This is a genomic window from Campylobacter concisus, from assembly GCF_003049705.1.
Taxonomy (GTDB): Bacteria; Campylobacterota; Campylobacteria; order Campylobacterales; family Campylobacteraceae; genus Campylobacter_A; species Campylobacter_A concisus_AR.
The window spans coordinates 158,047-183,412 of record NZ_PIRF01000001.1 but is presented as its reverse complement, the minus strand read 5'-3'; the positions used below and the strand labels follow the sequence as shown (position 1 = coordinate 183,412).

Here is a 25,366-nt window from a genome sequence, read left to right as displayed (position 1 = left end):
CTCTAAAACCTATGCGTTTTTAGTTGTTTCTTCTATTTTTTGACTATCAGCATTCTCTTCTTTATGCTCGACTTTCTCACTTTTTTCAGGGGTTGTATCCTCCATCTCAGCCTTAAAAGTCTTTATACCTTTGCCTAGTCCTTTTGCAAGTTCTGGGATCTTCTTTGCTCCAAAAAGTAAAACAATAATCGCTAAAACAACTAGCCAGTGACCAATACTAAAAGAACCCATCTTTTCTCCTCAATAAATTTTTCAAAATGTTATCATAAATTCCTGAATTTCTAGCAATCTATCCACTCATCAATAACGCGTCTTAAGTCTATTTTTGTGCTTTTTAACCTCATCGCTCTAAGAATTGATTTTAGGCCCTTATAACTCTTTTCAATGTCATCATTTACTAAAAAATAATCATATTCTAAGATGTGCTCCATCTCACCAACTGCGTTCATTAGGCGATTTTCTATCGTCTCCTCACTATCAGTTCCGCGGTTTTTCAAGCGCTTTTTAAGCTCTTTTTTATTTGAAGTTGTGATAAAAACTGAAGTGATATAGCTTTTAAATCTCTCAAGTGCGATGTGAAAACCCTGTACGTCGATGTCAAATATAACTATCTTTCCAGCCTCAAGTGCTGCCAAAACAGATTTTAGGCTCGTGCCATAATAGTTTTTATGCACCTGCGCCCATTCTAAAAATTCGCCCTTTTCTATGCCACTTTTAAACTCATCTTCTTTTATAAAATAATAATCCACTCCATCGACTTCGCCTTCTCTTTTTGCCCTAGTCGTGCTTGAAATAGAAAAATAAAGATCCTTCTCTTCCTTTAAAAGACGGCCCAAAAGCGTACTTTTCCCACTTCCACTAGGCCCAGAAACTACTAAAATTTGTCCTTGCAACTACTTTTCCTCAAAACTTATATTTATCTTTATGTTCATATCTTTTAGCACATCTCTTAGCGAGCTTTCATTTAACGACTCATGGACGTGTTTTGTGATCTTTTTGGTTAGCTCTTCTTTATAGTCAGCATCGATTTTTGTTTCATAGCATGAGCTAGTTTGTGGTGCATTATTTAATCCAAATGCTGCTTGCATCGTATTTTCATCTATTTCTTCAATAGACGCTACATCAAAATTTAGGCTACCCAACATCTCTTCTTTAAAATTTTCTTCCTCAAATACCTCATCTACCATACCTAGATCTTCTTGAGCAAGGACTTCTTCAGAAATTTCTTCATGATCTTCTTTGGTTGGCTCATTTTCAAGGTCTATATCTTCATCCAAAGAAATATCCTCTGCTTCCTGAGTAGATTCTTCATCTATATCTTCCTCTAAATTTTGACTAGCTTCATCTATCAAATTTGCCTCGCTGCTTTCAGGCTCAAAATTTTCATCATTGCCAAAATCTGTCTCTAGCTCATCAAAATTTTCGCTATCTTCGCTAGATTCTTCGTTTAGCTCTTTATCCAAAGACTCGATCTCGCTGAGCTCTTTTTTACTTTGACTTATATCATCTACAAAATCTTCATTAAGCTCGGCAGTTTCTAAATTTTGAGAATTTTGCTCGACCATTTTATCAAGCTCGTTTTTAGCCTCTTCATCAGCCAAGTCGCTCTCACCCATATCATCTATCTCATCCACAAGCGAACTAAGCTCATCAAAGTCATCGCTATGCTCTTCTTTTATCACAGGCAGCTCATTGTTTTGCTCTAAGGATTTATCCATATCTTCTGAATCAGCCATATATTTGCTAGCTATGTCATTTATAATATCATCATCTATGAGTTCAGTGTCTGTTTCATCAAAACTGATATCTTTATCCTTTAAATCCTCGGTCTCTAGTTCACTTAGCTCCTCTTTTAAAAACTCATCGTCTAAAGCCTCATTATCAAAATTCTCTGCTTCATCATCTTCTTTTGCTAAATTTTCAAGACCCATGTCAATTTCTGGAAGCTCAAAATTTTCTAAATCATCAAAGTTTTTATTGCTTTCGTCAAAGTCATTAAAATTTGCAGGCTCATCTAGTCCAAGCTCAAGTTCTTTATCATTGTCAGTATTTTTGTTTTGTTCAAATAAACTAATAAATTCTGTTGGTAAAAAGGGCTTTTCAAGCATAACATCAGCAAAATCTGGCTTTTCACCGCCTCTAGGTGCTAGATACATTATCTTTTGATTTAAATTAACATCGCTGCTATCCATATCACTATCGATGATAATATAATCAAATTGATCTCCAACACTATTAACATCGTCAAATTCGCTATATTCTATGCCTAGTTTATTTAAACTTAACGTTATAAGGCGAGAAACTGCTGGGTTTTTGTTTACAAGTGCAACTTTCATAATCCCTCCTTGAAGAGCTTGAGGCTGTATTTTATGATAAATTTCATTGCTATTTACTTAAAAAAATAGTGCTGGCATATCGTTTAAAATCTGCACCATCATATCAGTTATGATTTTTATAATGCCGGCTAAAATAGCTATCAAAACCGAAAAGCCAATACTTACTTTAATAGGATAGCCAACAACCAATAGGTTAAATTGTGGCATAGTTTTCATAAGCATGCCAAAAATAGCATCTGAAAGTATAGAAAGTGCGATAATAGGGAAAGCCAGAACAAATCCAAACATAAAAAGATTGCCAAAGAGCTTTAGGGCGTAGCTCATCACACCGCTTCTTGGATAAAAATCTCCAAGCGGTATAGCAGAAAGTGAAGTGGAATAAAACTGCAATATTAAATGGTGCCCATCAAGCATCAAAAATGCAAGAAGCGCGATAAAATTTAAAATATTTGCGATCACTGGTGAATTTGTACCGGTTTGTGGATCAAGCACTGAAGCCATCGAAAAACCCATAATCATCGAGATCTGCTCGCCAGCCATTTGAAGTATTGCAAAAACGATATTTAGCAAAAGCCCAGCGCAAAGTCCGAGCATAGCCTCACTTAAAATTTCCATGATCAAAAAATTTATAGCATGCTCATGAGCGTGAGATAATGGAAAAAGCACAATACAAAGAGCAAAAACTAGCAAAGTTTTTACGCTAAGCGGGATTTGATTGTGAGAAAAGAATGGAAAAAATACGATAAGCCCACTAAGACGTGCAAAAAGGAGCATAAAGGTTATGACTTTATCAGCTCCAAAAAACTCGACTAACTCCATTATTTTATATTAACGCCTCGTCCATCTCAGCTGGAATTTCAAGCCCCATGATCTTTAAAACACTAGGAGCGATATTATTTAGACCGCCGTTTTTTACTTTTTTTACGCCATCAGCCATCACAAAACAAAAGACATCATAAGTCGTGTGATTTGTCAGTAGCTCACCGCTGCTATCACGCATCTCTTCGCAGTTTCCGTGATCACTCGTGATGATCATCGCATAGTTTTTCTCTTTTGCCTTAGTGTAAATTTCTCCAAGAGCCGTATCTACTGCCTCTACTGCTTTTATAGCAGCCTCATAGTTGCCAGTATGCCCCACCATATCGCCATTTGCGAAATTTACCACGATGAAGTCTTGCTCGTCATCCATGCCTTTTAGTACGGCTTTGCAAACTTCTGCTGCGCTCATCTCTGGCTTCTCGTCGTAGGTTTTTACCTTTGGACTAGGGATTAGTACCCTCGTTTCATTGCTAGCTAACTCCTCGACGCCACCGTTAAAGAAAAATGTGACGTGGGCGTATTTTTCAGTCTCAGCCGTGTGAAGCTGCCTTAGTCCAGCCGCTGCTATGACCTCGCTTAGGGTGTTTTTTATCTTTTCATTTTTAAATAGCACTTCAAAATTAAAATTTGCGTCGTATTCGGTCATAGTAATTAGATTTTTGATAGCAAAAGGTCGCTCAAACTCGCTAAATTTCTCTTCGCCCAGAGCCTCGCAAATCTCTCTTACTCTATCATTTCTAAAATTTATAAAGATCACGCCGTCATCTTCGCCCATGCCCTTAAAGCCATTAAAGCTTGCTGGCTTTACAAACTCATCTGTCACGCCCTCATCGTAGCTTTTTTGCAGATACTCACTTGGCGATAAGCTGCTTAAATTTGCTCCCTCTACTAAGCTATCATAGGCCTCTTTTACGCGCTCCCAGCGTTTATCTCTATCCATCGCATAAAATCTCCCACAAACGGTAGCTATCTTAAATTTAGCTTCCAAACTTTTTATAAAATTTATACCACTATTTGGGCTAACGTCGCGTCCATCGGTGATAGCGTGGGCAAAAACTTCGCAGCCATTTTTGCTAGCAAGCTCGCACATACCATCAAAATGCTCCATATGAGAGTGCACGCCGCCGTCGCTATAAAGCCCTATGATGTGGATCTTTTTGCACTTTTTAAAAAGAGCTTTTAGGGCTTCATTTTCTGCTATAGAGCCGTCAGCGAAGCTGCGTGAAATTTTGACCAAATTTTGATACAAAACTCGCCCACTTCCTATACACATATGTCCTACTTCGCTGTTTCCCATCTGCCCTTCAGGTAGTCCCACAGCGTTTCCAGAGGTTTTTATGAGCGAGTTTGGAATTTCTTTAAAAAATTTCTCGTAATTTGGCTTTTTAGCCGCCTCAAATGCGTTAAATTTACCGCTTTTATTAAATCCAATACCATCAGTTATTATTAAAATAGTTTTTTGACTCATTTTGAAAATTTATCCTTAATTTTAGATAATTTTTAAGGCCATTATACTAAAATTGCTTTTTTTAAAAATAAAGGCTCTCATGTTTTACTATATCTATGAAATTTTAAATTTTAATATCTTTCAATACATCACCGTTCGTGCTGGTATCGCTTTTTTCATCGCTTTTGCACTCACAACTTATTTGATGCCCAAATTTATCGCTTGGGCAAAGGCAAAAAACGCCGCCCAGCCTATCTACGAGCTTGCCCCACAAACTCACCAAAAAAAGGCAAAAACGCCGACTATGGGCGGACTTGTCTTTGTCTTCACAGCCGTACTTTCCACGGTAATTTGCGCAAGGCTTGATAACGCATTTGTCTTAACATCTCTCTTTTGCCTAGTTTGCTTTACACTGCTTGGCTACAAGGACGATTACAGTAAAATTTTAGGAGCAAAAAATCACGCCGGCCTAAGCCCAAAAACAAAGCTCTTTTTTCAGTTTTTAATAGCCTTTGTAATTTCTATTTTTTTATATGCAAGTCACGAGCTTAGCACCGAGTTTTATCTACCTTTTTTTAAGCAACCTATTTTAGATTTAAAAATTTTTGCCATTTTCTTTTGGACACTGGTCATAGTCGCTGCTTCAAATTCAGTAAATTTAACAGACGGGCTTGACGGGCTAGCTACTGTGCCATCGATATTTTCACTTTTAACACTTGGCGTTTTTGCTTATATCTGCGGACACGCTGTCTTTAGCTCATATTTACTCTTGCCAAAGATCATAGGCGTTGGTGAAAGCGTTGTTGTCTCTTCAGCCCTAATTGGCTCATTGATGGGCTTTTTGTGGTTTAACTGCCATCCAGCTGAAGTCTTTATGGGCGATAGCGGCAGCCTAAGCGTTGGAGCATATATCGGTTTTATGGGCGTTGCGACCAAAAATGAAATCTTACTCATCATCATTGGCCTCATATTTGTCGTTGAAACCCTAAGCGTCATTCTGCAGGTAGGCAGCTTTAAAATTTTTAAACGCAGAATTTTTCTTATGGCGCCTATACATCATCATTTTGAGATAAAAGGCTGGGCAGAAAATAAGATCATCGTGCGCTTTTGGATCATCGCGCTTTTAGCAAACCTAATCGCACTAACTGCGCTAAAGATCAGATAAGGAAAGTCATGAGAAAATCGCTATTTGGCTACGGTGGCACGATAAAGGCGATCGCTAAAAATTTCATAAAAGATGGATTTTGGGATATCTATGATGATAAATTTAGTGAAATTTCAAAAGATGAGTTTGGCAATGTTCTTTTGCCAGTTAGCGAATTTGATCCAGCAAAAAGCGGCCTAGAGATACCAAGCCCAGGTATCCCGCCTCATCACGAGCTTATTAAAAAAGCTAGAAATTTAGTTAGCGAGTATGACTATTTTTATGAAATTTATAAAGAAAATCTGCCATTTAATATCTGGATAAGCGGCACAAACGGCAAGACGACGACCACAAAAATGATGCAGCATTTGCTAGAGAGCAAAGGCTCAGTCATGGGTGGAAACGTTGGCATTGCACTGGCAAATTTAGACTCAAACGCTAAAATTTGGATACTTGAGACTAGCTCATTCACTCTTCACTACACAAATCACGCCACACCGGGCATCTACGTGCTTTTGCCGATCACTCCAGATCATCTAAGCTGGCATGGCGACATGAGCGAGTACGAAAAGGCTAAGCTAAAGCCGCTTGCTAGCATGAGCGAAAGTAGCGTGGCGATCGTGCCTGAAATTTACGCCAACACGCCAACAAGGGCAAAAGTGATCGCTTACAAAGACGAGAGTGATCTGGCTAAATTTTGTGGTGTAAGCATAGATGATATAAATTTTAAAACGCCATTTTTGCTTGATGCACTGCTTGCATTAGCGGTGGAGAAAATTTTATTTGACCGATGCGATGTCGCGCTTTTAAATACCTTTGTTATTGAAGCAAACAAGCTCGAAGAATTTAATGATAAAAATGGCAGAATCTGGGTCAATGACACAAAAGCGACTAACATAGACGCGAGCATACAGGCCGTAAAGCGCTACAAAGATCATTTCATACATCTAATACTTGGTGGCGATGATAAGGGTGTTGATATGACGCCACTTTTTGAAGACTTAAAGAGCTTAAGAGTAAAAATTTACGCCATTGGCTCAAATAGTGACAAACTCATGAAATTAGCGACTAAATTTGGCATACCGGCTTTAAAATGCGATTTTTTACAAAATGCTGTCAATGAGATAAATAAAGAGCTAAAGACCAGCGAGATAGCACTTCTTAGCCCGGCAGCTGCAAGCCTTGATCAGTTTAAGAGCTATGCCGAGCGAGGCGATAAATTTAAAGAGTTTATAAAGGCGCTTTAAATTTACAAGCCCTTTTAAGTAGTCTAACCAAAAACAAAAATATGCAAATTTATGTTTTTGATATAAATTTTTACTATAAAGTTTTATTGTTGAATACTTTTTAAGTTTGTGCTAATATTTAGCAAAAATTTCCAAGGAAGTTTAATGCCTCTAACGCCCAGAAATGATGTAAATTTTAAAAGAAATTTAATAGATATCATAAAATTTTCATATGACAATGACATAAGCAGACCATTTATATCTAACAGCAAGTTACTTATTGGATATGGCTTTAGTTTAAAAGATGATATAGAACTTATTTGTACTCAAATTTATAAAAATAACAAAGACAAAGTCATAAAAGATGTTAAGCAAACTATCGCTAGCACCACGAGCACGACTACCATAGAAAAGATAGATACAGATGAACTTTTTAAAAAGATAAATGATGCCGCAAAAGGGGCTTATGCAAAGTCTGGAAGTGCCGATACTTTGCCTGAGTTTGAATTTAGCTCGGAAGATCAGCTAAATGCCATCTTGGAGCAAAAGCTTACGCCGCTAATCCAAGAGATAAATCAAAAATTAAATAACTCGCTACTTGAAAATTTACAAGCCCTTTCACTTACTTCCGATACGCAAAACAGTCAAATTTCAAGAGAGCATGTCGCGCTTTTAGCACTTCTTTATATCAGCAAGAAAAGTAATATTGATCCATCCCTAGCAAGCTACATCAAAAGCAAAAATCGTTTTAAAGCTTGGTTTTGTCTAGCATATGAGAGCTTTAGTGATGAAGCAAGCAATAAAATATCTCTTTTACGAGAAAAAATTTCAACTCAGTTTGGGCTTTATGAAAGCGATGAACAAAATATTAATTTTGCCGAGTGTATAGATGTTTTTAGCCATTTAAATATATCCAAAGTAAAATATAAATCAAAAAACCAAAACAATAAAGAGATCATCCAAAACATCACTCATTTAGAATTTATGAAACTTCAAGAAAATGGATCAAATTTAAATGCATCAGATACATCAAAATGTGAGGCTTTATTTCAGCCATTTGTTACAAAGATAAATTCTTTATTAAGCGCTCAAAGTACAAAGACCTTTGGCCTTGAAAATATATACTGCGTAAATTTAATCAGCTCAAATGCTTCAAATACTTCAAGAATAAATAAGCTCTTAAGGCAAAGAGAGGAGGAATTTTATAAACAAGAAAATATACTCTTGCTATGCCCAAGAAAGATGACAACTCCTATTAGAGTCTTTCAACCTAAAAAGAGCGAATTTACCGTTGTGCTAGCTAGTCAGACTCCATTTGATTGCAGTGAGCTAAATCCAAAAGAGCTAAATTCTAGTAGTCCAAACTATGGCAAGGCAAATTTATGCGAGCTAATACTTACTGACTTTAAATTTGACTCTTACGAAGATAGTAAAAATGAAGAGATAAAATTTAAAAATGCAAAGAGCAAAGATACGGTAATACTCTATCAAGAAAACAAAAATGAAGAAGACAAGATAAATGGTGCTACCTTTATTAGCATAAAGCAAAATAGCGATGATATAGAGTATAAGCTAGAAGATGGCGCTATAAGCATGAAGTACTTTGAAGACCAAACGTCTAACAACAAACACCTAAATTTCTCTTTATTAAATTTTGCTAAAGAGAATAACTTTACCCTAAGAGATGATAAAGATTCAGCCATGTTTGACATAAAGCTTCGTCTAGCTCATGGCAATAATATAGTACCTACATCAGCATCAAGTTCAGGTCTTACTCTTACAATAAATAATCTCATCATTGAAAACGAAGATGGCAAGGTAAGTGAAGATATAGATAAGATATATCTTCATCACTGCTTTGATAAAAGTATATATGAGAGTATATCTTTAGTAAAAAATGAAGACTCAGATATCAAGAACTCATATACAGCTACATTTAATATCCCAATAGACAAAGAGAATAAAGGAGATACTAAATTTATACTTTATTCAAATGATCTAAGTAAGGTTTATAGCACTAAAGATATTCATGCTCACTCTGATACAGCTGTAATATCTTTAGGATATCAAGATAAGAGTAGCTCTAACTTTTGCTATAGCAATAAGGTCTCGTTAAGAGATATAACAGATCATATAACAAATGTAATCTCTGATAGTGAGTATCCATTTAAGACAAATGAGCCAATAAGCTTAAAGGCTATATATAAACAAGAAAAAGGTAGTAAGAGATATAAAGAGATACTTTGGGGATATAAGGTAATAAATAGTAAAGAGTATGATGAACTATCCAAATTAAGTCCAAAAGATGCAGTAGGCTTAAAAGATCAAAAGGGTAAAGAGATAACATTTAAAATTTCAGATGTTATACAAAAAGATGATCTAGATAAGCTAAAGCAAGGTGGTCATACTATAGTATTTTTTGCATATCTTGAAGGTGATAAGGATAAATTTAAGTTTTATACAAGATATGGCAAAAATCATATAAGGATAGATATAAAGATACCTTTATATATTAGATTTAGTAATGATAAGCTAGTTATATATGAGTTTGAGCATGCTATAAAAGAGAAGGCATTTGATGCTAAATTAAAGCTTAGTGATAATAAAGACGATGCTTTAATAAAAAATGATAATTACTTATATATAAATAAAGATATCTCATCAAATGAGATAAATATCTATGAAGATGATAAGCTAAGCAAAGAGCTAAAAAGTGATGAGAAGACAAATAAGAGCTATCAAATTTATGCAAAAGAAGAGAGCTCTAGTAATAATCAGTCTAATGCAGATAAAGATGATAAGCTTGGTATAAATTTATTAAGTAAAGAGGATATGGATAAATTTATTAACTCTTTTAATGAATCAAAGAGTTTAACTAGAGTAGATAGTGGTATGTGGGAAGATGGGGATGAGGGGATAAATGTTTTAATAGAGATTAAAGATTATCCATTTACACTAGATATGCTAAAACAAGTATTTACCAATATAAAAACAAATCAAGAATATATCTTACAAGAAATGGTAGATGAACTAAATAGAAGAGATGATGATGGAATTCAAATGTATGTAAAATATAAGCTTAATACTAGAAATAGATTAGAACATTTTTTTGGGCAATGTGCAGTAGAGGTGGAAAGTAGCTTCCCAAAACTGACAGAGAGTTTAGATTATAGTGTGGAAGGTCTTGTGAGATCCAATATTGGTTATTTTAAAAATAATTATGATAGAAGTAAAGATGTAGGAAGAATAAAAGATACAAAAGGAAAAATAATTCAAAAAGCCGATCAAGAAGCTATAGCCAATCGAGGATATGCTGATGAAAATAGACCTAAAGACTTGCGACTTGGCAATACCGAAGAAGGCGACGGCTGGAAATATAGAGGTAGAGGGATAATACAAATAACTGGTAGAGAAATATATACCGAATTTAATACATTTGCACACGAAGTTAAATTGGTAGGAGATGAAATAAGCTTTGTAGATAATCCAGAACTAGTAGCTGAAAATAAAACCTATGCTTTTGTGTCAGCTGCATTTTTCTGGATACATAAATATAGAATGATATATAAAATAGCAGATGAAAGTAAAGTGGACTCAGAAAATGAAGATGTGGTAAACAAAATAACAAAAAAAGTAAATGGTGGTACAGATGAAAAAAGCAGAACAAAAAGAATAAACTCTTATAAACGTATAAGAGAAGCAAATATATTTAAGAAATTTAAATAAAAGGATAAGAGATGAAACCTAAATCTATATTATTAATGAGTTTGATAATAGTCTTAAATTTATATGCTTTTGAGCCTATGATGCCAGGTAAGGCTACCAAAAAAGCTAGTGATGATTATGGACAGGTTGATGGTGGAGCTTTTTGTGATGCAGACTATGGTACCGACTTTATTACTCCTAGCTTTAAATGCTATGACGATAAAGAGAAATATAAATTTAAAGAGTTCTCTTTAGAGGACTTCATATGTCAGTCAAGAAGCACTGCTTTTAGAGACAACTACTTTGCTGATCTTTACAATCTAATCATAAAAGAAAATCCTAAGCTAAAAGATAAAGCTCAAAAGATAGCTAGAGAGAGGATAGCTAAAACTCAAAAAGAGTGTATAGTTCCACGCTCTAAAAAATTTAAACAAAATTGTAAACTAACATTTAGTATATCTGGTGCTATTCATTGCTCTAGGTCATATTATAGAAGCTATACGGCAAAAATAGCACTGATGCTTTATAAGAGCGATAAAGAGTTATTTAAAAGAATTTATGGTGAAGACTATGAGAAATTTAAAGAGGTTTTTGAAGATACTTTAAAGTATGTGCCGATACTTTATTCAGAAGTAGAGCTAAATGGTATTAAAAAGACAGATAATAAGCCTTATGCCGAGTTTTTAAGAAAATATGATGAATATACTGGTGATTTTGATAGATACAAAATACATGACCTAATTTACATAGTATTAATCCAATACTCCTTAATAGACAAAAATGGTCATTTGATTTTGCCTGAGAATAGAAAAAATGATGATAAAAACTAGATTTTTATACTTATTGCTACTTTTAGCTATATTTTCTAATGCTCAAAACTTAAGTATAGAAACGTACAGCAAGGACGACAAATGCTCCATAAGTATAAATGATGAAAAAATTTATAGCAGAGAGTGCGAGTATGAGCTTGAACCAAATTTAATATTTTACACCAAATTGAATCGCAGCGAAGTATGGATATTTCAAGACATACAAAACTATGCTGCTTGCAATGGACACGGGCCTTTGAGAATTTTTGAAAAAAAGAGGACAATAATGTTAAATTTCAAGGCAAGATAGATTGGTGCGCGAGTATACCATTTTTCGAAGTCACTAATGAAAGCATCTTAATAATAGACAAACCACACAAAAATACACTAACCAACAATGGTGAGCCAAATTTTAAAAGTAGCGGAAAACTATCAGACGAAAGAAAATATAAATTTGAGAATGGAAAAATCAAAAAGATATAGTTTTGCATTTTTTTAATAACTATATTAATAAAAATTTTAATACTGAAGATAATATAGTAGAAAATCCAACTTTAGTAGCCGAATATGGAAAGTACGCGATAATGAGTGCTGCATGGTTTTGGCTTTCTAATAATCTGCATAAAATAGCAGATGAGAGTAAAAATGACTCAAATAATGAAAATGTAGTGGATAAAATAACTTATGTTATTAATAGGGGGACCGACAACCAAAGCAAAAGAGATAAAAAAGAAAATTACACAAGGATTAGAAATGCTGAAATTTTTCAAATTTTTAAATAGTGCATTTTTATTAGTATCATTGCTGGCTTGCAATGGTATGGGAAAAGATGAAATACCAAATTTTAAATACAAAGACGTATCTAACTATTATTTTAAAATAGGCAGTGATAGCTATTCTGTAAAGATTTTACGTAATTATAATGAGGATAACCTGGGGCGGGCAATAGAAATAAAAGAGTGCGCCATTATTTACAAAGAGAAAATGAAAAAATGGAGTTTTTGTTACGACAATATGTCCATGTGGAGTGTTACAGCTAATAGTAATATAATTGAGTTTAAAGACGGGACTCAAGACAGAGACGGAAATATAGTAGATTTTTATATACTTTTTAAAAAATTAGCCTCGGAATTTTATTTGTATGAGTACACTTGGAAATTTGGATACATAGATGAAAATATGAGCGACGAAAAGATTAGTAAAGTAGAAAATTACTATACGTATCATGATAAAAGAGATAGGCTTTATATAAATCAAATCACTCCAAAAATTCTTAATGACATGAGAAAAAACTTTTATAAAAATAAGTAGTAATTAGGTAATTTGAGTAACATATTAAAAAGTAAATATATTTATAGGACAAAATTTATATGTTTTTGAGCTCTTAATGTCTAGCAAAGCTACTATAAAACATTGAACTAAAAATTTGAACAAACAGAAAATAGTGGGGTAACGGTAACTTAGCAGTCATAGGTGACCCAATTATCATCAGAAATATTTTGCGAAAAGCAAATATAATAAAAGATTTCACTACAAATTCTGGCATCAAACTTGGCGACAAACAAGAGCAAATTTTAAAGAAGCTAGGTAAACCAAACGATCTGCAAGAAGAAAATGCCACCTCTATTGTCACCTACATCACTGAGCAAAATGAAAGCAAACTCTTACAAGAATTTGACATGCCACTCTATTATGAAAAATTCATCTTTTCTAATGGAGTTTTAAAAGAGTATGAATTTGGATTTGAGTACCCGTGATATTCCGCGGATCAGGATATTAATTCCATAGAGTAGCAAAAGATACATTACGACCTAAAAGCGTAGAATTTCTATTCTTCCTCCAAATTTATTTCAGGTAGTTTCTCTTCAGAAAAACTCTTGTCTTTTTTGGCAGCTGACGCAACCTCACTAGCTTTTTTTAAAAGCCCATCAAGCCCTTGTCTTGCCAAACGCTCATTTAGCTGCTCTGGCGTATCTTTTGTGCCGTCAAGATCACTAAAATCATCAAATTCTTCATCGTCTTCTTTTTGGATCTTTATCTCATAATCAAGCTTGCCATTAAGTCTAGCCAGCTCATCACTTATCGCAGTGCAAAAGACCTCAGTGTATCCTCTGTGAGCGCAGTTTTTGGCTAGAAATTCACTCATCACGTTTAGGTGATTTATGTAGTCGTCTTGTAAGATATTTGCCTGTAAAAGTTCAAATTTTAAAAAGAGCCAGTAGGTATTAAGCACGTCGCTTTCGCAGTATTCGTTGATCTTATCAAGCTCTCCTGCATAGTATAGCTCAAGCACCTGATCGCCGTGCACGTCGTACTTGCCAGGTAAATTTAAGCTAGCACAAAGCGTATCAAGCTTTAGCCCTCTTACGCTTCCAAAATCGCTTATAAAATCAAGCAAATCAAGATGAAATTTAGGCGAATATCTGGCTCTATAGTTTTCCCATTTATTTTTGTTTAGCTCTTTGTTTTCGCTCTCGTAATACGCCGCCGCGTTTAGGTTGTAGCGCATCGCACGCACCATTAGCATAGGTAGATCAAAACCACGGCCATTAAAGCTAACAAGCCTTGGGTTATAGTCATTTATAAATTTTAAAAATTTAGCGATGATCTCGCGCTCATCCTTACCATCCATCGTGCTAACTTTTAAAAATTTGCCGTACTCATCAGCCATTACTGCAGAGATCGCCACGACTCTATGAAACATCACAGGCAAAAACTCACTCCCACTGGCCTCTTTTTGCAGCGCCATCGCTTGCACGCTCACATCTTCATTGCTCCCGTCAATGCCATAAATTTTTCTTATCAAATTTGCATCAGGTATCGTTTCGCAGTCAAAGACACAGATGTAACTTTTCGCCATTTTAGCCCTTTTTTAAGCATTTTTTTTTAAAATCATACCAAAAATTTATATCTAAAGTGATCAATGCAAAACAAAAATCAACTAAAAATAGCCATCGTCAAACTCTCCGCTCTTGGGGATATCGTGCACGCAGCTATTGTGCTTCAGTTTATCAAAAAGTACCATCCAAATGCCCATATCACATGGCTAGTTGATGCTCGTTTTGCAAGCCTTTTAAAAGATCATCCGCTTATCGACGAGCTAGTCGTTTTACCACTTAAACAAAGCTTTAAACAAAGCTACAAGATACTAAAAACGCTTGGTAAATTTGACAAAGTGATCGATCTACAAGGACTTTTTAAATCAGCTGTCGTCGCAAAAATAATAGGCAAGCAAACTTATGGCTTTAGCAGAGAAAGCGTCAAAGAAAAGATCGCAGCTAGGCTTTACAAGCATAAATTTAAGATCGACTACAATGAAAATATCATAGTTAGAAATTTAAGCCTTGTTGGATACGCTCTAAATTTTAGCTTTGAAGCAAGTGAAATTTTAGAAAAAGCACCTTGCTTTGAAGTAAGTGAAATTTATAAAAATGAAAGTGGTAAAAAACGCGTTTTGATTGCTGCCTTTGCAAGCGAAGAGAGCAAAATTTATAACAAATTTAAAGATGTGATCAGGCTACTTGATGGATGCGAAATTTATCTTTGCTACGGAAGTGAGAGCGAGAAAGTAAGGGCTGAGGCGATCATCTCAGGCACCTCAGCAAAGCTACTTGAAAAACTTAGCATAAAAGAAATGATAAGCTTCATTACAAGCTGCGATCTGATAATCGGCAACGATAGTGGTCTAACGCACCTTGCTTGGGCGATGAATAGGCCTTCTATCACTCTTTTTGGCAACCGTCCAAGCCACAGAAATGCTTACATCACGGATAAAAATTTAGTTATAGATATGGGCAAGCAAATAGACGCCAGAAGTATCGATAAAAACGACTTTTGCATAAGAGAGATTTTCCCAGAAACGATTGCAAATTTTGCAAAAAGGCTGCTAAATGGATAGGCTCTATCTGGCTAGCTTTTATACTTTAAAATTTTTTATATTTTTACTGCCTAGCTCACTTAGAGATTTACTTGCTAAATTTTTAGCATTTGCGTTTATGAAACTTAAAAAAAAGAGATTTCATATCGTTATGACAAATTTAAATCTTGCATTTGGTGAGTCAAAAACCAAGGAAGAGAAGCTAGAGATCGCTAAAAAATGCTACTACAACTTTGCAAAATATCTTGGTATAAATTTTATCCTCAATCAAAACACGACAAAGCAAAAAGTGCTTGAAAAAGTTAGTTTTAAAAATGAGCATAATCTGCTTGAAGCGCTTAAGCTTGATCGTCCTATTATCGTTGCAACTGCGCATTTTGGGCAGTGGGAGCTTTTTAGTCTAGCAATGGCCGCTCGTTTTGGTGCAGTCTCAGTACTTGGTAGAAAGCTTGATAGTGGCGTCATGAATGAAATTTTAAAGGCGAACAGATCGCAGTTTGACGTGGAGCTCATTGACAAAGATGGCGGTGCAAAAGATATTTTAAAAGCGCTAAAAGCTAGGCGAATAGTGGGAATTTTAGTCGATCAAAATACCGCTCCAAAAGATGGCATAAAGGTGAAATTTTTTGACAAGGATGTGCTTCACACACCAGCTGCAAGCGTGTTAGCTCAAAAAACAAACGCACTAATAATTAATGCATTTATCTATCAAAAAGATGAAAATATAAGTGAAATTTGCTTTTCGCCAGCCATTGATATAAATAAATTTGACAAAGAAGAGGCGGTGCAAAAAGTAACGCAAATGCAGTGCAGCGCGTGCGAAGAGGTGGTTAGAGCAAGGCCTGAGGAGTACTTTTGGTTTCACCAAAGATTTAAGAGATTTTACGAAAAAGAGTATGAATGCTAAGCGTTGTCATCTTAACTTTTAACAGCGAAAAATACCTAAAAGAGGTGTTAGATAGCGCTAAATTTGCTGATGAGGTCATCGTGGTTGATAGCGGCTCAAAAGATAGCACAAGGCAAATTTGTGATGGCTTTAGCAACGTGGAATTTCACGAGCAAGCTTGGCTTGGATTTGGCGCACAAAAGCAAAAGGGTGTGGATCTAGCCAAAAACGAGTGGATCTTTGTGCTTGATAGTGATGAGGTGATCACGGATGAACTTAAAAACGAGATCATAGATACGCTAAAAGAGCCAAAATTTATGGCCTACAACGTAGCTAGGCTAAATTTTTTCTTTGGCAAAGCGATCAAAAATATGGGGCTCTATCCAGACTACACAGTGAGGCTTTTTAACAAAAATTTTGCCAAATTTGATGGCAGAGCTGTGCATGAAAAGGTCGTTTTAAATGACGGCTCACAAAGGCTTGGCGCGCTTAAAAATCACTTCTTACACTATGCATATGAGAGCATCGAGCAGTTTATAGCTAAGCAAAATCGCTACTCAAGCATGGGCGCAAAAAGAAATTTACTAAAGGCGCTTACAAGCCCAGCGTGGACATTTTTTAAGCTTTACGTGCTAAAAGGTGGCTTTAAAGAGGGCTTTACTGGCTACGTCATAGCCAGACTTTACGCCCAGTACACATTTTGGAAATATATAAAATGAAAATACTTGTAATTAAATTTAGAAACATCGGCGACGTGCTTTTGACTACGCCGCTCATTGAAAATTTGCACCACTACTACCCAGATGCAACCATCGACTTTGCTCTAAACAAAGGTACAGAAGTAATGATCGAAGGAAATCCTTACATAAAAAAAATCCACATTTACGATAGACAAAGTGCAAATTCTGGCTTTTTTAAAAAACTAATTACCGAGATAAAATTTATAAAAGCCATTAAAAAAGAAAAATACGATATTGCCGTGCAAACAACCACGGGGGATCGCGGCATCATCATCTCAAAATATGCAAAGATCAAAAAAATAGTAGGCTTTCTTGGCAAAAATCAATCAATAAATAAACTTCTAAACGTCAAGGCTAAATACTACGAAAATTTTTCACATACTATCGATCATAATCTAAACGCTCTAAGGGCTTTGGGATTTGAACCAGTTAGCAAAAAGGTGAGCGTATTTTCAGACGAGAGTGTGGAGCATCTAAATTTACCAAAACGCTTTGTACATATGCATCTTACAAGCCGCTGGATGTTTAAATGCGGAAATGATGAGAGCATGGCAGAGCTCATCGACTACTGCGAAAATGAGCTTGGTGTAAAGGTCGTGCTAACAAGCGACAATAAAGAAAATGAGCTAGAAAAGCTAGCAAGCGTGCTAAAAATTTGCAAAAGTGAGCCTATAAATTTAGGCGGTAAGCTAAATTTGAAACAAACGATCGCCCTATCAAAGCATTCAAGCCTTTTTATCGGTGTTGATACCGCCATCATGCACATAGCCGCAGCAAACGACGTGCCTGTGATCGCTTTTTTTGGTCCAAGCAATGCTTTTGAGTGGGGGCCTTGGGATAACTCACTCATGGAAAATGGCTACACAGCGCAAAATGGCATCCAAAGTATGGGCAAACACATCGTCTATCAAAAAGACTGGGACTTTGTGCCTTGCGATAAAGAGGGCATAGCAAAGCATGGTATAGAAAAGACCTTGATGGATTTTAGCGACGAAATGCCAAAAATAAAAGCCAAAATAAAAGAAATTTTAGGATAGGCAGATGAATATTCTTCACACGCAGACACTTTTTAATTGGGGTGGCGAGCAAAACAAGACACTAAATGAGATGCGTTTTATGCGTGAGATGGGTCACAATGTCATACTTTTTTGCAACCCAAATTCTCAGATAGAAAGTATTGCAAAAGAAGAAGGCTTTAGCGTTATAGCACAAGAGATGAATAAGAAAAATTTTCATAAAAGCGTGCCAGCGTTTTGTGAAGCGATAAGCTCAAACAAGATAGATGTTGTGATTACGCATGGCTCTACTGATAGCTGGGTCGGCGCCATAGCTGGGCTGAAATATCGCAAAAAAGGCATTAAATTTTATAAAGAAAGACATAATCTCTTTCCGATAAAAGGGCTTGTTTCTAAATTTATGCACAAAAAGCTTTTTGATAAAATTTTGTACATCTCAACTAGCGTTAAGGAGTATCTGCTAAGCATCGGTGTTAGCGAAGATAGGCTCTTTTTTATGCCAAGCACGGTTGATGTTGAAAAGATTAATAGCACAAAAAGCACTTTTAGAGATGAGTTTAATATCTCTCAAGATGAGCTAGTCATCGGTACTTTTACCTCTCTTTACCGCAAGAAAGGTGTCTATGACTTTGCAATTGCTGCAAAAGAAATTTTAAAAGAGAAGGACGCCACAATAGTTTTTGCAGGAAATATCAGCGAAAGCACAAAAAACGAGATTGCCTCTATTTTTAGCAAAAAAGATAAGATCATATTTACTGGATTTAGAAATGACGCGGCAAATGTTATAAAAAGTTTTGACATCTACGTATTTGCTTCGCACTCTGAGGGGCTTGGTACTGTATTGCTTGAAGCAATGAGCTCAAAAGTGCCGGTCGTAGTCTATGATAACGCCCCAATGAACGTGCTAGTTAAAGACAAAGAGCGTGGGCTTTGTGCTAAAAATTTAGATGAGGTTTCTCTAAAAGAGTGTATTTTAGAGCTGATAGACGAGCCTGAAAAAGCCAAAATTTACTCACAAAATGCCTTTAAATTTGTAGATGAAAACTTTAGTCATAAGGCGCTAAAAGAGGCTATTAAAAATTTACTGGAGCAAAAATGAACTACCCAGTTTGCGTGCTAACGATGCACCACTGTAATAACAATGAAAACGACTTTGCCATTAAGCCGGAGCTATTTAGAAAAGCACTTCTTATGGCTCTAGATGAGGGCTATAAATTTATAAACTACAGCCAGTTTAAAGATATTGCTAGCGGCCGAGTAAAGGCTTCTAAAAAGAGTATTTTACTAACCTTTGATGATGGGTATTTTGATAACTATAAATTTGCATTTCCTATCTTAAAAGAGCTAAATACCCCAGCTGTTTGCTTTTTGATAACAGATAAGATTAAAGATTTTAAAAGGCAAGATTACGACTTTGCATTTAAAAAACATAAAGAAATAGACTACGAAAAAGATGGTGAGTATTTTTTAAATTTAGACGAGATCAGGCAGATGCAAGAGAGTGGGCTTTTTGAGTTTGACAGCCATACAGCCAGCCACTTTTCTTGCAAAAGCAACGATGAAGCAAAGTTAAGAGAGGAATTTTCAAGCTCGCTTACTAAAATAAAAGAGCTTTTTCCTGAAAAAAAAGAATTTGGATTTTGCTTTCCCAAAGGGCATTTTAACGAGCTTTCACTAAAAGTTGTGAGAGATTATTATGATTTTGCCTTTAGTGTAATAGACGGTGGATTTTGCGTAGGAGATGATAAATTTAAGATAAGACGCATAGATATATCAAACAATGCAAAGAGTGAGAACGACTACATTTTTAGGATCAAAAAGAAGCTTTTTATTTATTCAACTCCATTTATTGGCAAATTTTACTCAGATTTTAGGAATAGGGGCTATAAATAATGTTTGAAGCATTAAATGAGGCTTGTAAAAAAATTTTAAAAGATAAAAAACGAGCCTTAATCGCTCTTACTGGACTTCATGGTAGCGACAAAAGCACACTTTGCAAAGAACTAAGGCGCAAAGGTTTTGTAGACTTTAAGCCGCATCAGATCGCTGTCATAGACGATGGTGTAATGAGTATAAATCTCTTTTTTTATACGGACAAGGGTAAAAATTAAAGCCGATCACAAAGATGAGCTAAGACCGTTTTTTAAATTTATCATGCCGTTTGTAAAGATTGTAATATATGCAAGTGCGTATCCTTTTTCGCGCATCAGCAAATGCGATATACTTTGTGTTTTAAATGCTGATGAAGAAGCTGCTCGAATAGCCGGAATTTATAAGAGAAACTCCGGTGAAGATCTAGACAACACTCAAAAGCATATAGACAAAAAAGAGCTTGATCTAGCAGGTCTTGAGTATAAATTTAAACTAGAGTTCAAATCGCCAATAAAGCGAAATATTTAAAATTACTGGAGTAAAAAGTGAACTATCCTATCTATGTTATATCACTAAAAAGAGATGAAGAGCGAAGGCAAAATTTACAAAAACAATTTAATAGATATGATGAATTTAAAATAATAGATGCAGTTGATGCTAAAAATTTTAGCATCAATGAGTACTACAAAGCCATGATAGATTGCCTACTAAAATCATGCGATGAAAAGTATAAATTTAAAATACCACCATTAGTAGCAACTCCGGGTGAGCTAGCCTGCACAATGTCACATATAAAAGCCTATGAGGATTTTTTACAAAGCGATGCGGAATTTACTTTAATATTAGAGGATGATGTTATTGGAAATGATGAACTAATAAATGAAGCCTTTTTACTATGCAAAGATATAAGTAGTGATAGTATTTTTATATGCGGTGTGCAAGATGGGTTAAGTAGTAGATTTCGTGCTTTTGGCAAAAAAATAAAAGAAAATTTATATCTCATCTCACCATACTCATATAGCAGTATTTATAGGACAGCAGCCTATATCTTAACGAGAAAAAGTGCAAAATCTTTACTTGATTTTTATAAAGATGGTCTTTATGGAGCCGATAAATGGGAGGCTATTTTAAGAAATACTGAGCTTAAAATGTACTTTAGTAATATCTTTTCTCATCCAGATGAGCTTAACAACTCTACTTTAGAGTTGCAAAGAAAGCAAAAAGAGAAGATAAATTCTCTTTTTAAAAAATGTAATAAAGATTTCTCATACAAGGTTTCAAGATTTTACGAGAAGCATATAGTAAAAAATGAGAAAATTTTTACCAAATAATTTAGCCCACTAGGACCTTATAGCCGCGTAAATCGAGCCTAAAATATCATTTTGATATATAAACATAGTCTTTTTTAGCCATTTTTCATCACGTTTTGTAACAATGCGCTTTATCTCTTCAAGGTTGCCATCAGCTTTATTAATGCCACGTTTTGTAGTGAAAAACGCGTTGTATCCGTGCTTTTTAGCAGTACTTAGATATTCGTCATTATATTTACCGCGCGGCCAGCAAAGTGCATCGTCCTCAAAGCCAAAATTTTTCTTCATAAATTCACGGCAAAGGCCAAATTCCTCGTCCAGACTAAGCTGCCCAAAATATCCATCAAAATGTCCATGCGTGTGTGAATGAAAGTAGAAGCAGTCGCTCATTTTCTCGATCTGCTCTAAATTTAAAATCACATCTTGTGGCCTACTTAGAGCAAGCCTCTTGCACTCGTTGTGATCGACATTTAAAAAGCTAGCAGGCCTCATCTCGTGTGCCTTTTGTGCCGCTTCTATCCAGCCAGTAATTATAAAAATATTTGCTTTTAGCCCAAATTCCTTCACGATAGGATAGGCGTAAATGTAGTTATCCATCCAGCCATCATCAAATGTTATGCAAACACTCTTTTTTGGCACTTCAAGCTCGCCTTTTTTATAAGCGATAAACTCATTTATACTTAACGTTTTATAGCCATTTTTAGCTAGAAATTTCATATGCGATCTAAACTCATCCACGCTGCTAGCGATAAAACCACTCTTTTCAAGCACGTGGTGATACATCAAAACAGTTACACTCATTTTACAAGTTCCATATATAAATTTTGTGTGTTTTCTATCATTTTTTCGATACTAAATACCTCTTTTACATACTCTCTGCCAAACTCACCCATCTGTTTTCTTAAATTTTTATCCAAGATGAGCCTTTCAAGTACTTTTTTTAGCCCTTCTTTATCGCCATTTTGAAATAAAAATCCACTCTTTCCATCACTCACTGCCTCACCAAGACCGCCAACGGCACTTCCGATAGTAGCTAACTTGCACGAAGATGCCTCAAGTAGCGCCCCGCCGATAGCCTCCATGTCTGAAGGTAGCACACAGATATCAAGTGAGCCCAAAAAATCGCTCACATCGGTTCTATTGCCAAGCATAAAGATATTTTTTTTATCTTTTATATATTCGTGTAAATTTTTATTTTGCGGACCATCGCCTACGATAAAAAGGGCTGAATTTTCCAAATTTAGCTCGCTAAATGCATCGATTAAGAGCTTATGATTTTTAGCAGCTCTTAGCACCGCAACGATACAAACTCCAACTACATCGTCATTTAAGCCAAATTCTTTTTTCATATTTATCTTAAATTCTGGCGTATATTTTTGCGTATCGATGCCAGTGTAGATTTTTAGCACCTTCTCTTTTTTTACGCCTCTTTTTATAAGATCCTCACATACTGAGTCACACACGCCGACTACTTTTGTGCTTAGATTATAAGGCAAAGGCGATGTTATAGGCAGCTGCAAATGCCTAGTACGAACCACACTAACGCCGCAAATTTTGCCCACGATAGCGCCTATGGTGCCGTCTTTGCCTGAGTGAGTTGAGATGATTTTTATATTATTTTGCTTTACAAATTTGCAAATTTTTAAAATTTCAAAGATATTGAAAGACTTTTTGAGATTAAACTCAACGAATTCACACTCTATTTGCTTCTCAAAGCTTTTTGAGCCAGGATTTAGCCCATAAAAAACCTTAAATTTGCTCTTATCTAGTCCATTTATCACACGCTGTGTGCGGTGTTCCTGTCCACCAAATCCAAGAGAGCTTTCAAGCTCAAGTATATTTATCATCTTCTACTCTTTAAATTCTTTCATTTTTTTATTTGACAAAAAGCCATTTATTGTATTAAAGATTTTTAAAATTTTTGATACATTTTCGTACAATTTTACATTTTTTAGCACTTTAAGCAAAATTCTTTGTTTTAATCTAAGCTTTGAAAAACCAGCTGAGCTTATAATGCTATCAATATCTGCATAAAAAAGATCAAGTGCCTTTACATAGCTACTATTTTTTAGATTTGGTCTTGCCAAAATGGCTGGCATATAGACGCTTTTTATCTTTCTAAGCTCTAGATCTGGCACCATTTCAAGAGCTAAATTTTTGTTTTTTAAAATTGAGATTATGTCATCATAAACAAATTTATGATCTATCGCAGCTTTTAGCTTTTCAAAACCAGCAGTGTTGTTGTCTCCTATCTTATAGCAATAAAAAGCCTTATTTAGCTTTACAAGAGTTTTTGAAGCGATAACATTTCTCACTACAGTATGAAAATCTTCAGCTTGCGTGATCCCAACTGGAAATAAATTTTCTTTTAAAATTTTAGTCCTAATCGCCTTGTTTGCCGCATTATGCAAGACTTTGTTGTGCCTTGAGGCCAAAAGCCTTTTTAAATACTCGTTTTTATCGATTACGCCATCCTCTTTTGTCTCAAAATCCTTTAAAAGGAGCTTTTTATGACCATAGACCTTACACATATCTGTTATCACTATGTCGGCATCAAATTTTTCTGCGATATCATAAACACTTGAAGCATAATCTTTTTCCACATAGTCATCAGCATCTACGCAGATAGTATATTTCCCACTAGCTAGTAATATACCGTCATTTCTGGCAGCACTGACACCAGCATTGCTCTTTGTCTTTAATATTATTTTATCTTTATATTCTTCTAATATTTCTAGCGTATTATCAGTACTTCCATCATTAATAACTATAATCTCAATATCATCCATGTCTTGAGATATAAGCGAATTTAAACAATCCCTAATATGCTCTTTTTTGTTAAAAACAGGCACTACAAAGCTTATTTTCACATCAGGCACGATACTTCCTTTTAATTTTTGTTTAATTGTATATTATTTTTAGTTCAGCAATGATAAAATGCCCACTTAAAATTTAAAGGATCTGCATGAAAAACGACATTGCCTCTAAGCTCTACAATCTTTTTTTAGTTATTGTCTTATTTACGCTACCAGTAACTGAGGGCTTAAAGCAAATTTCACTCACACTTTTCGTCTTGGCTGGAATTTATATTTGCGTCAGAGAAAAAAGGCAATTTAAATTTGATCTCATAAATATCTCACTTTTTATCTTTGTTTTGGCTACTTTTATAAGTTGTCTTATAAATGGAGTTTCTGCATCAAGAGCACTTGATCCGCTAAGGTGTATGCTATTTTTCTTTGTAGCCAGAAGTGTTGGCATAGAAAAAATAAATTTTAAATTTTTATTTTTTGCCTTATTTGCTGGTTTGATTGTTGCATTTATCCCTGCTTGTGTAGAAAAATTCTCTTCAAATGATCCTTTAGCACTTTTTGAGCTTAAATCAATAGGACACGTAAATCATAGTGCTATTTTTATGCTACTAGTTTTTTGTGTAGCTTTAATATCATCAGCTGAGCTTAAAAAGATATATGAAAAATATATAGCTATAATAGTAGCTGGGATTTGTGTATTTGGCATTATGATCGCTGGCTCAAGAGCCACCATGTATCTTTTGCCTATTATCATTTTTTCTATATTACTTTATCAAATTTCAAAAAGGCAAACTGAACTTAAATTAGCATTTAGTCTAATAATTTTATTTAGTGTCATAGCCATTTTTTATACATATATATCAGCAAATATTATACAAGATGAAAGATTTTATAGTCAGCTAACAAAGGGTGTGACAGGATCAGAGACTAGATATCCGATCTTTGCTAGTGCATTTTATATGTGGCTTGAGAATCCATTATTTGGGATAGGTTCTGGTCAGTTTAAAATCATTGACATAACAAAGTATTTTCCAGGCAATGGCGAGATTCATGTTAGTCATTCTCACAACACCTTTTTAACATTTTTAACAGAAAAGGGCATCGTTGCCTTGCTTGCATATTTGGTATTTCAACTATCACTCTTTATAAAATTTATTAAAAATTTTAGACAAAATAACATAGTTTTTCTTGCACTTTTAATGCTTATGGCTAATAATATAATTTCACTTGCAAATACAACGTTTCACCATGAAAATGCACTTTTAATGCTACTATTTTGGGCTCTAGCTTTAAGTGCGACAGATAAAAAATCGACCTTAAAAATTAGCTAATGCTCCAACACGCCTCAACCGTTTCAAATTTTACAAAG

The 25,366-nt window shown here is 35.0% G+C and carries 26 protein-coding genes; 17 read left to right on the top strand and 9 right to left on the bottom strand.

The window, feature by feature from the left end:
- Positions 1-9 precede the first annotated feature (9 nt).
- From tatA to gpmI, 5 genes are read right to left on the bottom strand one after another with little or no spacing between them, the layout of a single operon-like run.
- Positions 10-231 (bottom strand): twin-arginine translocase TatA/TatE family subunit, encoded by a 222-nt coding sequence (tatA, locus tag CVT05_RS00965; RefSeq protein ID WP_021091616.1) that lies wholly within the window; start codon positions 229-231, stop codon positions 10-12.
- 50 nt (positions 232-281) lie between these two features.
- Positions 282-893: a guanylate kinase gene (gene gmk, locus CVT05_RS00960; RefSeq protein ID WP_107697493.1), complete on the bottom strand. Its 612-nt coding sequence runs from the start codon at positions 891-893 to the stop codon at positions 282-284.
- On the bottom strand, positions 894-2,336 hold the full coding sequence (locus tag CVT05_RS00955; RefSeq protein WP_107697492.1) for a Highly acidic protein: 1,443 nt from the start codon (positions 2,334-2,336) through the stop codon (positions 894-896).
- Positions 2,337-2,393: 57 nt separating this feature from the next.
- Positions 2,394-3,155 (bottom strand): flagellar biosynthetic protein FliR, encoded by a 762-nt coding sequence (gene fliR, locus CVT05_RS00950; RefSeq protein ID WP_103600644.1) that lies wholly within the window; start codon positions 3,153-3,155, stop codon positions 2,394-2,396.
- Between the two features lie 4 nt (positions 3,156-3,159).
- Complete coding sequence (gpmI, locus tag CVT05_RS00945) at positions 3,160-4,623, bottom strand: 2,3-bisphosphoglycerate-independent phosphoglycerate mutase (RefSeq protein WP_107697491.1); 1,464 nt, start codon at positions 4,621-4,623, stop codon at positions 3,160-3,162.
- A 79-nt stretch (positions 4,624-4,702) separates the two neighbouring features.
- On the opposite strand from gpmI, the gene mraY reads away from it, so the two are divergent.
- From mraY to CVT05_RS00905, 7 genes are all read left to right on the top strand, one after another.
- The gene (gene mraY, locus CVT05_RS00940; protein WP_107697490.1) at positions 4,703-5,767 is read left to right on the top strand and encodes a phospho-N-acetylmuramoyl-pentapeptide-transferase; all 1,065 of its coding nucleotides are present in this window, start codon (positions 4,703-4,705) and stop codon (positions 5,765-5,767) included.
- Positions 5,768-5,775: 8 nt separating this feature from the next.
- Entirely contained in the window at positions 5,776-6,993 is a 1,218-nt protein-coding gene (gene murD, locus CVT05_RS00935; RefSeq protein WP_107697489.1) for a UDP-N-acetylmuramoyl-L-alanine--D-glutamate ligase, read from the top strand.
- 144 nt (positions 6,994-7,137) lie between these two features.
- The gene (locus CVT05_RS00930; RefSeq protein WP_107697488.1) at positions 7,138-10,698 is read left to right on the top strand and encodes a glycoside hydrolase family 19 protein; all 3,561 of its coding nucleotides are present in this window, start codon (positions 7,138-7,140) and stop codon (positions 10,696-10,698) included.
- 11 nt (positions 10,699-10,709) lie between these two features.
- Complete coding sequence (locus tag CVT05_RS00925) at positions 10,710-11,507, top strand: hypothetical protein (RefSeq protein WP_107697487.1); 798 nt, start codon at positions 10,710-10,712, stop codon at positions 11,505-11,507.
- 464 nt (positions 11,508-11,971) lie between these two features.
- Positions 11,972-12,268, top strand: a complete 297-nt coding sequence (locus tag CVT05_RS00915; protein ID WP_107697485.1) for a hypothetical protein — start codon at positions 11,972-11,974, stop codon at positions 12,266-12,268.
- Positions 12,240-12,797 (top strand): hypothetical protein, encoded by a 558-nt coding sequence (locus CVT05_RS00910; RefSeq protein ID WP_107697484.1) that lies wholly within the window; start codon positions 12,240-12,242, stop codon positions 12,795-12,797. The genes CVT05_RS00915 and CVT05_RS00910 overlap by 29 nt, the downstream gene beginning before the upstream one ends.
- Positions 12,798-12,985: 188 nt before the next feature.
- Positions 12,986-13,243 (top strand): hypothetical protein, encoded by a 258-nt coding sequence (locus tag CVT05_RS00905; protein ID WP_199906720.1) that lies wholly within the window; start codon positions 12,986-12,988, stop codon positions 13,241-13,243.
- Between the two features lie 71 nt (positions 13,244-13,314).
- Here CVT05_RS00905 and CVT05_RS00900 read toward each other — a convergent pair whose 3' ends face one another.
- Complete coding sequence (locus CVT05_RS00900) at positions 13,315-14,346, bottom strand: 3'-5' exonuclease (RefSeq protein ID WP_107697482.1); 1,032 nt, start codon at positions 14,344-14,346, stop codon at positions 13,315-13,317.
- A 63-nt stretch (positions 14,347-14,409) separates the two neighbouring features.
- Between CVT05_RS00900 and waaC the strand changes: the two genes are divergently transcribed.
- The 9 genes from waaC to CVT05_RS00855 are packed head-to-tail and all read left to right on the top strand — an operon-like array spanning position 14,410 to position 21,208.
- A complete protein-coding gene (gene waaC / locus CVT05_RS00895) occupies positions 14,410-15,384 on the top strand; it encodes a lipopolysaccharide heptosyltransferase I (RefSeq protein WP_107697481.1) in 975 nt (324 codons plus the stop codon).
- Positions 15,377-16,270, top strand: coding sequence for a lipid A biosynthesis lauroyl acyltransferase (locus CVT05_RS00890; protein ID WP_107697480.1), 894 nt, complete (start codon positions 15,377-15,379; stop codon positions 16,268-16,270). The genes waaC and CVT05_RS00890 overlap by 8 nt, the downstream gene beginning before the upstream one ends.
- Positions 16,264-16,968 carry a glycosyltransferase family 2 protein gene (locus CVT05_RS00885; RefSeq protein ID WP_107697479.1) on the top strand — a complete coding sequence of 235 codons (705 nt, stop codon included), beginning with the start codon at positions 16,264-16,266 and terminating at the stop codon, positions 16,966-16,968. Before CVT05_RS00890 ends, CVT05_RS00885 begins: the two co-directional genes overlap by 7 nt.
- Positions 16,965-18,026 (top strand): putative lipopolysaccharide heptosyltransferase III, encoded by a 1,062-nt coding sequence (rfaQ, locus tag CVT05_RS00880; RefSeq protein WP_107697478.1) that lies wholly within the window; start codon positions 16,965-16,967, stop codon positions 18,024-18,026. Before CVT05_RS00885 ends, rfaQ begins: the two co-directional genes overlap by 4 nt.
- A gap of 4 nt (positions 18,027-18,030) precedes the next feature.
- Positions 18,031-19,104 (top strand): glycosyltransferase family 4 protein, encoded by a 1,074-nt coding sequence (locus tag CVT05_RS00875; RefSeq protein ID WP_107697477.1) that lies wholly within the window; start codon positions 18,031-18,033, stop codon positions 19,102-19,104.
- The gene (locus CVT05_RS00870) at positions 19,101-19,898 is read left to right on the top strand and encodes a polysaccharide deacetylase family protein (protein WP_107697476.1); all 798 of its coding nucleotides are present in this window, start codon (positions 19,101-19,103) and stop codon (positions 19,896-19,898) included. Before CVT05_RS00875 ends, CVT05_RS00870 begins: the two co-directional genes overlap by 4 nt.
- Positions 19,898-20,116 (top strand): hypothetical protein, encoded by a 219-nt coding sequence (locus tag CVT05_RS00865; protein WP_107697475.1) that lies wholly within the window; start codon positions 19,898-19,900, stop codon positions 20,114-20,116. The genes CVT05_RS00870 and CVT05_RS00865 overlap by 1 nt, the downstream gene beginning before the upstream one ends.
- A 43-nt stretch (positions 20,117-20,159) precedes the next feature.
- The gene (locus CVT05_RS00860) at positions 20,160-20,405 is read left to right on the top strand and encodes a hypothetical protein (RefSeq protein ID WP_107697474.1); all 246 of its coding nucleotides are present in this window, start codon (positions 20,160-20,162) and stop codon (positions 20,403-20,405) included.
- 17 nt (positions 20,406-20,422) lie between these two features.
- Positions 20,423-21,208 carry a glycosyltransferase family 25 protein gene (locus CVT05_RS00855; RefSeq protein WP_107697473.1) on the top strand — a complete coding sequence of 262 codons (786 nt, stop codon included), beginning with the start codon at positions 20,423-20,425 and terminating at the stop codon, positions 21,206-21,208.
- A 9-nt stretch (positions 21,209-21,217) separates the two neighbouring features.
- Here CVT05_RS00855 and CVT05_RS00850 read toward each other — a convergent pair whose 3' ends face one another.
- The 3 genes from CVT05_RS00850 to CVT05_RS00840 are packed head-to-tail and all read right to left on the bottom strand — an operon-like array spanning position 21,218 to position 24,066.
- The gene (locus CVT05_RS00850; protein ID WP_107697472.1) at positions 21,218-21,988 is read right to left on the bottom strand and encodes a polysaccharide deacetylase family protein; all 771 of its coding nucleotides are present in this window, start codon (positions 21,986-21,988) and stop codon (positions 21,218-21,220) included.
- On the bottom strand, positions 21,985-23,034 hold the full coding sequence (locus tag CVT05_RS00845) for a glycosyltransferase family 4 protein (RefSeq protein ID WP_107697471.1): 1,050 nt from the start codon (positions 23,032-23,034) through the stop codon (positions 21,985-21,987). Before CVT05_RS00845 ends, CVT05_RS00850 begins: the two co-directional genes overlap by 4 nt.
- Before the next feature lie 3 nt (positions 23,035-23,037).
- Positions 23,038-24,066: a glycosyltransferase family 2 protein gene (locus tag CVT05_RS00840; RefSeq protein WP_159071208.1), complete on the bottom strand. Its 1,029-nt coding sequence runs from the start codon at positions 24,064-24,066 to the stop codon at positions 23,038-23,040.
- A gap of 86 nt (positions 24,067-24,152) precedes the next feature.
- Between CVT05_RS00840 and CVT05_RS00835 the strand changes: the two genes are divergently transcribed.
- Complete coding sequence (locus tag CVT05_RS00835) at positions 24,153-25,328, top strand: O-antigen ligase family protein (RefSeq protein ID WP_103600434.1); 1,176 nt, start codon at positions 24,153-24,155, stop codon at positions 25,326-25,328.
- The last annotated feature ends 38 nt before the right edge of the window (positions 25,329-25,366 follow it).

Bases quoted from the DNA above. Each gene is read 5' to 3' on its own strand.
- CVT05_RS00845 (WP_107697471.1), bottom strand. From the start codon at position 23,034: ATGATAAATATACTTGAGCTTGAAAGCTCTCTTGGATTTGGTGGACAG.
- gpmI (WP_107697491.1), bottom strand. From the start codon at position 4,623: ATGAGTCAAAAAACTATTTTAATAATAACTGATGGTATTGGATTTAAT.
- CVT05_RS00890 (WP_107697480.1), top strand. From the start codon at position 15,377: ATGGATAGGCTCTATCTGGCTAGCTTTTATACTTTAAAATTTTTTATA.
- CVT05_RS00835 (WP_103600434.1), top strand. From the start codon at position 24,153: ATGAAAAACGACATTGCCTCTAAGCTCTACAATCTTTTTTTAGTTATT.
- CVT05_RS00870 (WP_107697476.1), top strand. From the start codon at position 19,101: ATGAACTACCCAGTTTGCGTGCTAACGATGCACCACTGTAATAACAAT.
- fliR (WP_103600644.1), bottom strand. From the start codon at position 3,155: ATGGAGTTAGTCGAGTTTTTTGGAGCTGATAAAGTCATAACCTTTATG.
- rfaQ (WP_107697478.1), top strand. From the start codon at position 16,965: ATGAAAATACTTGTAATTAAATTTAGAAACATCGGCGACGTGCTTTTG.
- tatA (WP_021091616.1), bottom strand. From the start codon at position 231: ATGGGTTCTTTTAGTATTGGTCACTGGCTAGTTGTTTTAGCGATTATT.
- CVT05_RS00860 (WP_107697474.1), top strand. From the start codon at position 20,160: ATGCCGTTTGTAAAGATTGTAATATATGCAAGTGCGTATCCTTTTTCG.
- CVT05_RS00885 (WP_107697479.1), top strand. From the start codon at position 16,264: ATGCTAAGCGTTGTCATCTTAACTTTTAACAGCGAAAAATACCTAAAA.
- CVT05_RS00865 (WP_107697475.1), top strand. From the start codon at position 19,898: ATGTTTGAAGCATTAAATGAGGCTTGTAAAAAAATTTTAAAAGATAAA.
- waaC (WP_107697481.1), top strand. From the start codon at position 14,410: ATGCAAAACAAAAATCAACTAAAAATAGCCATCGTCAAACTCTCCGCT.
- CVT05_RS00930 (WP_107697488.1), top strand. From the start codon at position 7,138: ATGCCTCTAACGCCCAGAAATGATGTAAATTTTAAAAGAAATTTAATA.
- CVT05_RS00955 (WP_107697492.1), bottom strand. From the start codon at position 2,336: ATGAAAGTTGCACTTGTAAACAAAAACCCAGCAGTTTCTCGCCTTATA.
- CVT05_RS00910 (WP_107697484.1), top strand. From the start codon at position 12,240: ATGCTGAAATTTTTCAAATTTTTAAATAGTGCATTTTTATTAGTATCA.
- mraY (WP_107697490.1), top strand. From the start codon at position 4,703: ATGTTTTACTATATCTATGAAATTTTAAATTTTAATATCTTTCAATAC.
- CVT05_RS00900 (WP_107697482.1), bottom strand. From the start codon at position 14,346: ATGGCGAAAAGTTACATCTGTGTCTTTGACTGCGAAACGATACCTGAT.
- CVT05_RS00850 (WP_107697472.1), bottom strand. From the start codon at position 21,988: ATGAGTGTAACTGTTTTGATGTATCACCACGTGCTTGAAAAGAGTGGT.
- CVT05_RS00875 (WP_107697477.1), top strand. From the start codon at position 18,031: ATGAATATTCTTCACACGCAGACACTTTTTAATTGGGGTGGCGAGCAA.
- murD (WP_107697489.1), top strand. From the start codon at position 5,776: ATGAGAAAATCGCTATTTGGCTACGGTGGCACGATAAAGGCGATCGCT.
- CVT05_RS00925 (WP_107697487.1), top strand. From the start codon at position 10,710: ATGAAACCTAAATCTATATTATTAATGAGTTTGATAATAGTCTTAAAT.